Source organism: Cupriavidus sp. 8B (assembly GCF_054589115.1).
In genome coordinates this window covers 36,232-48,917 of the sequence record NZ_BAAILO010000283.1, presented here as the reverse complement: position 1 = coordinate 48,917, position 12,686 = coordinate 36,232, and the positions used below count along the sequence as shown (strand labels likewise).

At 67.1% G+C, this 12,686-nt stretch carries 10 protein-coding genes; 3 read left to right on the top strand and 7 right to left on the bottom strand.

Annotated features, from left to right (window positions below):
• Window positions 1–355 precede the first annotated feature (355 nt).
• The 7 genes from glcF to ACYP5B_RS27830 form a co-directional block, all read right to left on the bottom strand.
• Entirely contained in the window at window positions 356–1,612 is a 1,257-nt protein-coding gene (gene glcF, locus ACYP5B_RS27860; protein WP_459571845.1) for a glycolate oxidase subunit GlcF, read from the bottom strand.
• Window positions 1,613–1,677: 65 nt separating this feature from the next.
• Window positions 1,678–2,793 carry a glycolate oxidase subunit GlcE gene (gene glcE / locus ACYP5B_RS27855; protein ID WP_459571844.1) on the bottom strand — a complete coding sequence of 372 codons (1,116 nt, stop codon included), beginning with the start codon at window positions 2,791–2,793 and terminating at the stop codon, window positions 1,678–1,680.
• A 39-nt stretch (window positions 2,794–2,832) separates the two neighbouring features.
• Window positions 2,833–3,792, bottom strand: a complete 960-nt coding sequence (locus tag ACYP5B_RS27850; RefSeq protein WP_459571842.1) for an ion transporter — start codon at window positions 3,790–3,792, stop codon at window positions 2,833–2,835.
• 2 nt (window positions 3,793–3,794) lie between these two features.
• Window positions 3,795–5,288, bottom strand: coding sequence for an FAD-linked oxidase C-terminal domain-containing protein (locus ACYP5B_RS27845; protein ID WP_318230896.1), 1,494 nt, complete (start codon window positions 5,286–5,288; stop codon window positions 3,795–3,797).
• A 253-nt stretch (window positions 5,289–5,541) separates the two neighbouring features.
• Window positions 5,542–6,069 carry an N-acetyltransferase family protein gene (locus ACYP5B_RS27840; RefSeq protein ID WP_459571841.1) on the bottom strand — a complete coding sequence of 176 codons (528 nt, stop codon included), beginning with the start codon at window positions 6,067–6,069 and terminating at the stop codon, window positions 5,542–5,544.
• A 40-nt stretch (window positions 6,070–6,109) separates the two neighbouring features.
• Complete coding sequence (locus ACYP5B_RS27835) at window positions 6,110–7,000, bottom strand: LysR substrate-binding domain-containing protein (RefSeq protein WP_400092731.1); 891 nt, start codon at window positions 6,998–7,000, stop codon at window positions 6,110–6,112.
• A gap of 14 nt (window positions 7,001–7,014) precedes the next feature.
• Window positions 7,015–8,433: an FAD-binding oxidoreductase gene (locus ACYP5B_RS27830; RefSeq protein WP_318230899.1), complete on the bottom strand. Its 1,419-nt coding sequence runs from the start codon at window positions 8,431–8,433 to the stop codon at window positions 7,015–7,017.
• A gap of 239 nt (window positions 8,434–8,672) precedes the next feature.
• Here ACYP5B_RS27830 and ACYP5B_RS27825 point away from each other — a divergent pair, with 239 nt between their 5' ends.
• From ACYP5B_RS27825 to dnaJ, 3 genes are all read left to right on the top strand, one after another.
• On the top strand, window positions 8,673–9,218 hold the full coding sequence (locus ACYP5B_RS27825) for a cob(I)yrinic acid a,c-diamide adenosyltransferase (RefSeq protein WP_459571840.1): 546 nt from the start codon (window positions 8,673–8,675) through the stop codon (window positions 9,216–9,218).
• Window positions 9,219–9,404: 186 nt separating this feature from the next.
• Window positions 9,405–11,414: a molecular chaperone DnaK gene (gene dnaK, locus ACYP5B_RS27820; protein WP_400092838.1), complete on the top strand. Its 2,010-nt coding sequence runs from the start codon at window positions 9,405–9,407 to the stop codon at window positions 11,412–11,414.
• 175 nt (window positions 11,415–11,589) lie between these two features.
• Window positions 11,590–12,686 (top strand): molecular chaperone DnaJ (dnaJ, locus tag ACYP5B_RS27815; RefSeq protein WP_459571839.1); only part of this gene is annotated, 1,097 nt, incomplete at its 3' end.

Here is a 12,686-nt window from a genome sequence, read left to right as displayed (position 1 = left end):
TTCCGCTCTTTTGGCTTGCCGACGAGGCGCCGCATAACGGGAGATTCAAACCTTGACGGCTCGCTTCGCATCGCTCTTGGGTGATTTCCGCCTGGGGGCGGAAATCACGGCTACACCGAGTGATGCTTTGACTCTACCGCTGGTTGGCTCCCCTCTCCCACTTGTGGGAGAGGGGCTGGGGGAGAGGGCGGGCGCTCGTTACGCCGTCGGACCGCAAAAACCGAAGGCTTCGCTTGAAGTGGCTCCTAGCTGAGCCACCCCTACCCGGCCCCCTGAGGGGAGAGGGAGAGACAGCCGTCGTCATGGCACGCGGCTTTGGCCTGACATGTCAGCTTCGGCCAGCACTTCGGGGCACTTACCCCAGCATGCGATCCACCAGCTCGATCCAGTGCATCACCGGCGTGCCGGTGCCGCTTTGCAGGTGCGTGATGCAGCCGATATTCGCCGAGACGATGGCGTCGGGCTTCGAGGCCTGCAGGTTGGCGAGCTTCTCGTCGCGCAGCCGATAGGACAATTCGGGCTGCAGCACCGAGTACGTGCCCGCGGAGCCACAGCACAGGTGGCTGTCGGCGCAGAGCTTGACGTCCACCCCCAGGCCCGTCAGCAGGGCTTCCACCTTGCCGCGGATCTGCTGGCCGTGCTGCAGCGTGCAGGGCGGATGGTAGGCCACGCGCTGGCCGTCAGTGCCTTCGCTGCTTCTTGCCTCGGAGGCCGCGTCTTGCAGGGCGTCGGCGAAGTTCGGCAGCAGCTCCGACAGATCCTTGGTCAGCGCCGAGATCTGGCGCGCGCGATCCGCGTAGCCGGCATCGTTGCGCAGCAGGTGACCGTATTCCTTGACCATCACGCCACAGCCCGATGCGGTCATCACGATGGCCTCCGCGCCGGCTTGCACGGCCGGCCACCAGGCGTCGATATTGCGCCGCATATTGTCGAGGCCGCCATCGTGGTCGCCGGTGTGATAGCGCACGGCGCCGCAGCAGCCGGCCTCGCGCGCCACCACCAGTTGCACGCCAAGGCGGTCGAACACGCGGGCCGTGGCGGCATTGATGTTGGGCGACATCGACGGTTGCACGCAGCCGTCGAGCAACAACATCTTGCGCACATGCGTGGTGCGCGGCCATGCGCCGGCATCGACCGCTTGCGGCACCTTGTTGCGCAGCGCCTGCGGCAGCAGCGGGCGCACGCGCTGGCCCATGCGCATGGCCGTGCCGAACAGCGCCGGGCGCGTCATGCTTTCGCGCAGCGCCCATCGCGCGAAACGCTCGCGCGCCGGACGCTGGATGCCTTGCGCCTCCAGGCGGTCGTCCACCACCTTGCGGCCGATATCGACCAGCCGGCCGTACTTCACGCCCGAGGGGCAGGTGGATTCGCAGTTGCGGCACGTGAGGCAGCGGTCCAGGTGCAGGCGTGTGCTTTCCGTGACGGGCTGGCCTTCCAGTACCTGCTTCATCAGGTAGATGCGGCCGCGCGGGCCGTCCAGCTCGTCGCCGAGCAACTGGTAGGTGGGGCAGGTTGCGGTGCAGAAGCCGCAGTGCACGCATTTGCCGACGATGGACTTGGCTTCTTCGCCGTCGGGCGTGTCGCGCAGGAATTCGGCCAGGGTGGTTTGCATGGTTCGGGGACTCTCCGGTGCCTTTGCTGGGGATCGGTGCTGGACGGTGCAGTGAGGCCCGCGGCTCAGAGGTCGGCGTACATGCGCTGCGGGTTGAAGATGCCGGCGGGGTCGAACGTTGCCTTGAGCCGCTGGTGGATGGCGGCCAGCGGCGCGGACAGCGGCGTGAACACGCCCACGGACTTGTCGCCATTGCGGAACAACGTGGCATGGCCGCCGGCTGCCTTGGCCGCGGCGCGCACGAGGGCGCTGTCCGCCGCGCTGTCGCTGCCGCCCAGCCACCAGCGCTGGCCACCGCCCCATTCGATCAGCTGCCCGCCGGGCAGCGCCAGCGGCGCGGCGGTGCTCGGCACGGCAATGCGCCACAGCGCCCGGCCGGCTTGCACCGGAGTAAAGAAGGGATGGCTTTGCTCGCGCAGCGCGCGCCACAAAGCGCCGGCTTGCGCGGGCTCCACGGCTTCGCCGCCCAGCCGCTCGCGCGCGGCGCGCAGCGCGGCCGCCGCGCCCGACAGGCGCAGGTGCAGCACGCCGTCGTGCCAGGCCGAGGCGGCAATCGGCAGGGGCTGGCCGCCCCAGTCGTTGAGGCGGTCGAGCGCTGCGGCCTCGTCCAGCGCAAAGCGCAGCGTGGCGTCGTCGAAGGGCACCGGCAGCACTTTGAGCGAGACTTCCAGGATCAGCCCCAGCGTGCCGAGCGATCCGGACATCAGCCGCGAGACGTCATAGCCGGCCACGTTCTTCATCACCTGGCCGCCGAAGCTCAGGACGTCGCCTCGGCCATCCATCACGCGCGTGCCCAGCACAAAGTCACGCAGCGCGCCCACCGCCTGCCGGCGTGGGCCGGACAGGCCGGCGGCCACCGCGCCGCCGATCGTGGCCACGTCGCTGCCATCGGCGCCCGTGCTGAAATGCGGCGGCTCGAACGCCAGCATCTGGCGCCGCTCGGCCAGCGCCGCCTCGATCTCCGCCAGCGGCGTGCCGCAGCGCGCGGTGATCACCAGCTCGGGCGGGTCGTAGTCGACAATGCCGGTGTAGGCGCGCGTGTCGAGCAGCGCCCCTTGCGCTTGCTGGCCGTAGAAATCCTTGCTGCCGCCGCCACGCAGGCGCAGCGGCGCGCGCGTGTCGGTGGCATGCCGGATGGCATCGCGAAAGGCGGTGAGGGTGGCTTGCTGATCGGATGGCATGGCTGGCATGGTGGCTGGCTGGTGTCGGCTTGAACTAAGTCAGGCGGAAGAAGTGGGGCGGCGGGTTGGCGCCTCGGCGGGTGCGCGGGAGCCTGCCGGCTCGCGTTCGCTCTCGTCCTGGTAAGGCGGCAGCTCGGTGCCGCAGTGCTTGCAGTAGCCGGCGTCGGGATCGTGGCCTTCGGTTAGGCAATGGTTGCAGGTGCGCGTGGTCAGCGGCCGCTTCATGATGCTGGCGGCCAGCTCGGCGCCCACGATGCCGGTGGGAAAGGCAATGATGCCGTAGCCCAGCAGGATGGTCAGCGAGGTGATGAACTGGCCCAGCGGCGTCTTGGGCACCATGTCGCCAAAGCCGGTGGTGGTCAGCGTCACCACCGCCCAGTACATGCTAACGGGGATGCTGGTGAAGCCGTGCTGCGGGCCTTCCACCACATACATCACGGTGCCGAGGATCACGGTGATGATGAACACCGTGCCGAGGAAGACGAAGATCTTGCGCCGGCTGTTGGCCAGCGCGCGGTACAGGATCTGCGCCTCCTCGAAATACACCGTCAGCTTGAGGATCCGGAACACGCGCAGCAGCCGCAGCAGGCGCACGTCGATCAGGAACGCCAGCTCGGGCACGAAGAAGGCGAGCCAGGTCGGAATGATCGACAGGAAGTCGACCACGCCGAAGAAGCTGAACACATAGCGCAGCGGCCGGCGCACCACCAGGATGCGCATCACGTATTCGGCGGTAAATAACAGCGTGAACAGCCACTCCAGCACCGTGAACACGCGGCCCAGCCGCAGGTTCACGGCCGGCAGGCTGTCGAACAACACGATCAGCACGCTGGTGACGATGGCCAGCAGCAAGGTGATGTCGAACAGCCGCCCGTTGCGCGTGTCGGCCTCGAAGATGATGGTGTACCAGCGCTCGCGCCAGCCCGATTCGGGCTTGCCGAGGCGCTGGCGGGTTTGCGCGCTGCTGCGGGCGCGTTGCGTGGCGTTGGGACCGGCCATGTTCAGAAACGCGGCAGGTCGGGATGCGGCAGCAGGCCGCGCTTCACATGCATGCGCCCGTACTCGGCGCAGCGCGCCAGCGTGGGAATGGCCTTGTCGGGGTTGAGCAGGCGCGCCGGGTCGAAGGCCGCCTTGACGCCGAAGAACATCTCGCGCTCCTCCGCGGAGAACTGCACGCACATCGAGTTGAGCTTTTCCACGCCCACGCCGTGCTCGCCGGTCACCGTGCCGCCGAGCTCCACGCAGCTCTCCAGGATGTCGGAGCCGAACAGCTCGGCGCGGTGCCATTCGTCCTGGTCCGCACCATCGAACAGGATCAGCGGATGCATGTTGCCGTCGCCCGCATGGAACACATTCATGCAGCGCAGGCCGTACTTGCGCTCCATCTCCTCGATGCGCTTGAGCAGCGTGCCGATGTGCTTGCGCGGGATGGTGCCGTCCATGCAGTAGTAGTCCGGCGAGATGCGGCCGGCGGCGGGGAAGGCATTCTTGCGCCCACTCCAGAAGCGCAGCCGCTCGGGCTCGCTTTGCGACACCTGGATGCGGCTGGCGCCTGAGGCGCGCAGCACCTCGCTCATGCGCTCCACTTCCTCGGCCACCTCTTCCGGCGTGCCGTCGGATTCGCACAGCAGGATGGCGGCGGCGTCCAGGTCGTAGCCGGCACGCACGAATTCCTCGACCGCGGCGGTGGCGGGCTTGTCCATCATTTCCAAGCCGGCCGGAATGATGCCGGCGCCGATCACGTCGGCCACTGCGTTGCCGCCCTTGGCCACGTCATCGAAGCTGGCCATGATCACCTGCGCCAGCTGCGGCTTGGGGATCAGCTTGACGGTGACCTCGGTCACCACCGCCAGCATGCCCTCGGAGCCGATCACCGCGGCCAGCAGGTCCAGCCCCGGCGCGTCGGGCGCTTCCGAGCCGAACTCTACCACTTCGCCTTCCATGGTGACGGCGCGCACGCGCAGCACGTTGTGCACCGTCAGGCCGTACTTCAGGCAATGCACGCCGCCCGAGTTCTCGCTGACGTTGCCGCCGATGGTGCAGGCGATCTGCGACGAAGGATCGGGCGCGTAATAGAGGTTGTACTGCGCGGCGGCCTCGGAGATGGCGAGATTGCGCACGCCGGGCTGGACCACCGCGGTGCGCGAGCGCGCGTCCACGCTGACGATCCGCTTGAACTTGGCCAGCGACAGCACCAGGCCGGTGGCGATCGGCATGGCTCCGCCCGACAGGCTGGTGCCGGCGCCGCGCGGCACCACGGGGACCTGCAGCGCATGGCACAGGCGCAGGATGGCGCAGACCTGGTCCTCGTTGTCGGGCAGCGCCACGGCCATCGGCACCTGGCGATAGGCCGCCAGGCCGTCGCACTCGTAGGGCACGGTGTCCTCGGGTTTCCACAGCAACGCCGCATCGGGCAGGATTTTCGCCAGGCCCGCGAGCAACGCGTTGCGGCGTGTGTCGTCGGCGACCAGTGAGGCTTCGTGCGGGGCGTTCATGGCAACTCCTGTTATGGCCGCCGGCGCCCGCCATGGCAGGGCGGGAGCGGGTGGGGAGCAAGGACTATAGCGCAGCCAGGTGGCTGCGCAGCCCTGTGGCGACGTGAATTCCGCATGGCAGGCCGATCAAAATCGCTCATGACAGCATTGGCCCGGAACGTGCCATGCGGGCGGTGTCGCGCAGGAGCCTCGCGAGCTGGCCGGTACCAATCCAGCTTAGCACCGGCGCGGCGCAAGGCGTCGATAGGGCGCCTTATTGTCCGCGCGGCGCCAGCATGTGCACCATTTCCAGCTTGTCGTGATAGTCCGGTGCCACATAGAGCGCCTGCGGCTCCACGCCGTAGCGCACGAAGCCCATGGCTTCATAAAGCGCGATCGCGGGCGCATTGATGACGTTGACGCAGAGCGTGACCTGGCGCAGGCCGGGCATGGCGGCGGCCACCGCCATCGCCTGCTCCATGAGCTGCCGCCCGAGACGCCGGTCGCGATAGCCCGGCGCTACATACATACCCCAGATAAAGGCCTTGTGGCGCTGCTTGACCTTGTCCTCGCGCATCACCCCGACCACGCCGGCCAGCGCGGTGCCGCCCTCGGTGGCTTCAAAGGCGCCGATCACAGCCTTTTCGGGCGTTGCCTCAAGGCGGCCGGCGATGGTGGCCAGCGGCAGGTCACGCTCTTCCTCGAAGCTGGAGCCAAAGGCAGCGGGCGCTTCCAGCAGGCCTTCGAGGCGCAGCGCCTGGAAGGCTCTGGCATCGGCGGGGGTTAGCGGGCGGATCTGCATGGGGTTCTTCTCCGGGGGCCGGCCGAACAGCCAGCCAGTCTTACCAGTCCAGGCTGAGCAGCCAGTCGACGAAATACCGCGCCTCCGGCTTGAGCGGGGCCTGTTCGCGCTCGACGATGTAGTAGCCGTGCGGCGATACCGATTCGATATCCAGCAGCCGCACCATCTGGCCCAGCGACAGCCAGTGCCGGGCCATGCGCTGGCGCACCAGCGCCACGCCCTGGTTGGAGGCGATGGCTTCCAGCATCAGGCCGATGTCGTTGAATTGCGGGCCGGTCTGGGGTTCGGGCCAGTCCAGGCCGGCGGTCTCGAACCAGGGCTTCCAGGGCTCCAGCGGGCTGCGCAACAGCACCAGGTTGTGCAGGTGCTCGGGTCTGGTGATGGCGCGGCCGTCAATGCGCTCGTAGTACTCGCGCCCGCAGGCCGGGAACACCGGCTCGACCAGCAGCTTGGTGGTCTTCAGGTCGGGGTAGCGTCCGGTGCCGTAGCGGATCTCCACATCGGTGTCTTCGGCCTTCACGTCCAGGAAGGGGATGGCCAGGTGCAGCTCGGTGTCGATGTGCGGGTACAGCGCGGTGAATTCGGGCAGGCGCGGCACCAGGTGCTGGCGGCCGAAGGTGGGCGGGATCGCCACGCGCAGGCGGGTGCGCTGCTTGTTGTACTCGGGCCGGGCCAGTTCGTTGAGCGACTTGAGGGCATCTTGCACGTTGCGCAGGTAGCGCGTGCCAGCGGCCGTCAGCCGCAGCGCGGCATTGGCGCGCACGAAGAGGTCCTCGCCCCACAGTTCCTCGAGGTTCTTGATGCGGTGCGACACCGCGCTGGGCGTGACCGACAGCTCCTCTGCCGCGCGCGCGAAGCTGCCCAGCCGGGCGGCGGCTTCGAACGCGATCAGCAGGTGCAGCGGCGGGACGCGGTTGAACACGGATGCCATGCCGTGCCGGTCCGCTAGCGCACCGGGCGGAAGATCTTGCCCGGGTTGAGGATGTGGTTGGGATCGAGCGCGTTCTTGATAGCGCGCATCAGGTCGAGCGCGTCTTCGCCGTGCTCGCTGACCAGGAAATCCATCTTGTGCAGCCCCACGCCGTGCTCGCCGGTGCAGGTGCCGCCCATGGCCAGCGCGCGCTCCACGATGCGCCGGTTGATGGTCTCGGCCTCGGCGAGTTCTTCTGGCTTTTCAGGATCGGTGAGAATCGCGACGTGGAAATTGCCGTCGCCCACATGGCCCACGATGGGGCAGGGCAGGCTGGACGCATTGAGGTCGCGTTCGGTCTCGGTCACGCAATCGGCCAGGCGGGAGATCGGCACGCAGACGTCGGTGGTGACCGCCTTGCAGCCCGGCTTGAGCTGCAGCATGGCGAAGTACGCGGTATGGCGCGCGTTCCACAGGCGGCTGCGGTCTTCCGGCCGCGTGGCCCACTCGAAGCCCTGGCCGCCATTGTCGGCGGCGATCTGCTGCACGGTCTCGGCCTGCTCCTTGACGCCGGCCTCGGTGCCATGGAATTCGAAGAACAGGTGCGGCATCTCCGGCATGGACAGGTTGTCGTGCCGGTTGATGGCGCGGATGGCCAGCGCGTCGACAAACTCCACGCGCGCGACGGGCACGCCCAGCTGGATGGTCTCGATGGTCGCCCGCACCGCGCTGCCCATGCTGGGGAAGCTGCAGATGGCTGCCGAGATGGCTTCGGGCTGCGGGTACAGCCGCACTGTCACCTCGGTGATGATGCCCAGCGTGCCTTCGCTGCCGATCATCAGGCGGGTCAGGTCGTAGCCGGCGGAGGACTTGCGGGCGTGGGTGCCCGTCTTGATGATGCGCCCGTCGGCGGTGACCACGGTCAGCGCCAGCACGTTTTCGCGCATGGTGCCGTAGCGTACCGCGTTGGTCCCGGAAGCGCGCGTGGCGCACATGCCGCCCAGCGAGGCATCGGCGCCCGGGTCGATCGGGAAGAACAGGCCGGAGTCCTTGATTTCCTGGTTCAGCTGCTTGCGGGTCACGCCCGGTTGCACCGTCACGTTCAGGTCCTCGGGTTGCACCGACAGCACCTTGTTCATCTGCGACAGGTCCAGGCTGATGCCGCCGGCCACCGCCAGCAGGTGGCCCTCGAGCGAAGAGCCGGCGCCGTAGGCGATCAGCGGCACACGGTGCGCGTTGCACAGGCGGGCCACCTCGGCCACTTCCTCGGTGGTGTGGGCGAAGACCACGCCGTCCGGCGCGGCCGGCGGGAAGGGCGATTCATCGCGGCCATGGTGGTCGCAGACGCCGGGGGAGGTGGAGAAGCGTTCGCCGAAGCGGGCCTGCAGGGCGTCGCGCACGGCGGCGGGCAGGGGTTGGCGCACCAGCGCGGCGTGGGCAAGGGGTTGGTTCATGGCGTCTCCGGCGGGTCTGTGGGGGCCGGGGCCGTGCAGCGCCGGCCATTGCAGGGCCGCGCTGAACGGTGCCGGCACTCGCACCCGGTAGCGTATCAAGCGAATCCCGATATTCTACGCCGCGCCCGGCCTGGCTCGCGGGGCGGGCGCCGCAACAGCCACCCGGCGCCAGGCCGCGCGCTAACGCGAAGGGCCCGATGCGCGCCATAATGCTGGATTCGCCAACGCAGGAGACCCGCATGGGCCATCGCCTCTCCAAGATCGTCACCCGCACCGGAGATGCCGGCACCACCGGGCTTGGCGACGGCAGCCGCACCAGCAAGGACAGCCTGCGCATCGCCGCCATCGGCGATGTGGACGAGCTCAACTCGAACCTTGGCGTGCTGCTTACCGAGACGCTGCCCGACGACGTCCGCTCGGCCTTGCTGCACATCCAGCACGACCTGTTCGACCTTGGCGGCGAGCTCTCCATCCCCGGTTACGTGCTGGTCAAGCCCGAGCAGGTGCTGCAGCTCGACGAATGGCTGAATCGCTACAATGCCAACCTGCCGCGCCTGGCCGAATTCATCCTGCCAGGCGGCAGCCGGGCTGCGGCGGTGGCGCATGTGTGCCGCACGGTGTGCCGGCGCGCCGAGCGCGCGCTGGTGGCGCTGGGCGCGCAGGAAGCCCTGAACGAGGCGCCGCGCCAGTACCTGAACCGCTTGTCCGACCTGTTGTTCGTGCTGGCGCGCGTGCTCAACAGGGCCGGCGGGGGCAGCGATGTCCTGTGGCAGCGAGGCCGCTAGCCGCTCCTGTTTTTGGTGGCGCAAGAGGCACAAAAACCACGCTTGGCGCGCAACGTCTTCTAATACCCCTCAACGTGGCCCAGCCAGCCAGCCGTTGATCAGAGGGAGAAGCCGAGAAATTTAGTCGGATTTGCACTTCCGGCCCTTGAAATGGCCCCGGACGGCCACATTTCGGCCTCAGGATGAATTGCAGTCCCCGCGGATAGCGGGGCTCAAGAGGAGAGAATAATGGGTAAGATCATCGGTATCGACCTCGGTACCACCAATAGCTGCGTCGCGATCATGGAAGGCAATACGCCGAAGGTGATCGAAAATGCCGAAGGCACGCGTACCACCCCTTCGATCATCGCCTACATGGAAGACGGCGAGATCCTGGTGGGCGCGCCTGCCAAGCGCCAGGCGGTGACCAATCCGCGCAACACCCTGTACGCGGTGAAGCGCCTGATCGGTCGCAAGTTCGAAGAAAAGGAAGTGCAGAAGGACATCGGCCTGATGCCGTACACCATCGTCAAGGCCGACAACGGCGACGCATGGGTGTCCGTGCGCGACCAGAAGCTGGCACCGCCGCAGGTGTCCGCCGAAGTGCTGCGCAAAATGAAGAAGACCGCCGAAGACTACCTCGGCGAGCCGGTGACCGAAGCCGTGATCACCGTGCCGGCGTACTTCAACGACTCGCAGCGCCAGGCCACCAAGGACGCTGGCCGCATCGCCGGCCTGGACGTCAAGCGCATCATCAACGAGCCGACAGCGGCCGCGCTGGCCTTTGGCCTGGACAAGAACGAGAAGGGCGACCGCAAGATCGCCGTGTATGACCTGGGTGGCGGCACGTTCGACATCTCGATCATCGAGATCGCCGACGTTGATGGCGAGAAGCAGTTCGAAGTGCTGTCGACCAATGGCGACACCTTCCTGGGCGGCGAAGACTTCGACCAGCGCATCATCGACTACATCATCGCCGAGTTCAAGAAGGACCAGGGGGTTGACCTGTCCAAGGACGTGCTCGCGCTGCAGCGCCTGAAGGAAGCTGCTGAAAAGGCCAAGATCGAACTGTCGAGCTCGCAGCAGACCGAAATCAACCTGCCGTACATCACGGCGGATGCCTCGGGTCCGAAGCACTTGAACCTGAAGATGACCCGCGCCAAGCTGGAATCGCTGGTCGAGGAACTGATCCTGCGCACCATCGAGCCCTGCCGCATCGCCATCAAGGATGCCGGCGTCAAGGTCAGCGAAATCGACGACGTGATCCTGGTCGGCGGCATGACCCGCATGCCCAAGGTGCAGGAACAGGTCAAGGAATTCTTTGGCAAGGAAGCACGCAAGGACGTGAACCCGGACGAAGCCGTCGCCGTTGGCGCCGCGATCCAGGGCTCGGTGCTGTCGGGCGACCGCAAGGACCTGCTGCTGCTGGACGTGACGCCGCTGTCGCTGGGTATCGAAACCCTGGGTGGCGTGATGACCAAGATGATCACCAAGAACACCACCATCCCGACCAAGCATGCGCAGGTGTTCTCGACCGCCGACGACAACCAGCCGGCCGTGACCATCAAGGTGTTCCAGGGCGAGCGTGAAATGGCCACCGGCAACAAGCTGCTGGGCGAGTTCAACCTCGAAGGCATCGCGCCGGCCGCACGCGGCACGCCGCAGATCGAAGTCTCGTTCGACATCGACGCCAACGGCATCCTGCACGTGGGCGCCAAGGACAAGGCGACCGGCAAGGAAAACCGCATCACCATCAAGGCGAATTCGGGCCTGTCGGAAGACGAGATCCAGCGCATGGTGAAGGACGCCGAGGCCAACGCCGAGGAAGACAAGAAGGCCCGTGAGCTGGCGGATGCCCGCAACCAGGCCGACGCGCTGATCCACTCGACCAAGAAGGCTGTCACCGAATACGGCGACAAGCTGGAAGCGGGCGAGAAGGAAAAGATCGAAGCCGCGATCAAGGAACTGGAAGACGCCGCACGCGGCGGCGACAAGGCCGAGATCGATGCCAAGGTCAGCGCGCTGTCCGAAGCCAGCCAGAAGCTGGGCGAGCGTGTCTATGCCGACATGCAAGCCCAGGCAGGCGAAGCGGGTGCGGCGGGTGCCGCGGGCGCAGCCGGTGCCGGTGCTGCCGGCGCGGGCCATCAGCAGCATGCCCATGCGCAGGACGACAACGTCGTGGACGCCGAATTCAAGGAAGTCAACGACAAGAAGTAATGGAAGAGCGGGGCGGGGGCGCGGTGCTTAACACCAGCGCCAGCCCCCATCCCGACGCCGGGCGACGGACATTGGACCAAGCGGGTTACCGCCGTCGAATGCCTCGCTCGGCTTTTTTGCTATTTCGCCCGGGCGGGCTTTGGACGCTTCCGGGCCCATCAGGTAAGCAGCCACCATGGCAAAACGTGACTTTTACGAAGTGCTCGGGGTGGGCAAGAACGCCGGCGATGACGAGATCAAGAAGGCCTATCGCAAGCTGGCGATGAAGCACCACCCGGACCGCAATCCGGACAGCAAGGATTCCGAAGAGAAGTTCAAGGAGGTCAAAGAGGCCTACGAGATGCTCTCGGACCCCGAGAAGAAGGCCGCCTACGACCAGTACGGCCATGCCGGCGTCGACCCCAACATGGCGGGCGGCTTCGGCGGCGGCGGCCAGGGGTACGGCGGTTTCGCCGAAGCCTTCGGCGACATCTTCGGCGATATTTTTGGCCAGCAAGGCGGCCAGGCTGGCGGCGGACGCCGTGGCGGCGGCCCGCAGGTGTACCGCGGCGCCGACCTGCGCTACAGCATGGAAATCACGCTGGAGCAGGCCGCCCACGGCCACGATGCGCAGATCCGCGTGCCCCACTGGGACGAGTGCGAGCATTGCCACGGCAATGGCGCCGAGCCCGGCTCCAGCGTCGAAACCTGCCCGACCTGCCATGGCGCGGGCCAGGTACGCGTGTCGCAAGGCTTCTTCTCGATGCAGCAGACTTGCCCCAAGTGCCACGGCACCGGCAAGCACATCCCCAAGCCGTGCACCAAGTGCCACGGCCAGGGCAAGCTGAAGTCGCAGAAGACGCTGGAAGTGAAGATTCCCGCCGGCATCGACGAGGGCATGCGCATCCGTTCGTCGGGCAATGGCGAGCCGGGCATCAACGGCGGCCCCCCGGGCGACCTGTATGTGGAAGTCCATATCAAGCAGCACGCGGTGTTCGAGCGCGACGGCGACGACCTGCACTGCCAGATGCCGATCTCCTTCGCCACCGCGGCGCTGGGCGGCGACCTGGAAGTGCCCACGCTGGGCGGCAAGGCCAGCTTCCCGGTGCCCGAAGGCACCCAGCCCGGCAAGACCTTCCGCTTGCGCGGCAAGGGCATCAAGGGTGTGCGCTCGGGGTACCCCGGCGACCTCTACGTGCACGTGAACGTGGAAACGCCGGTCAAGCTGACCGAGGCGCAGAAGGACATCCTGCGCCAGTTCGACCGCTCGGTGCATGAAGGCGGCTCGCGCCA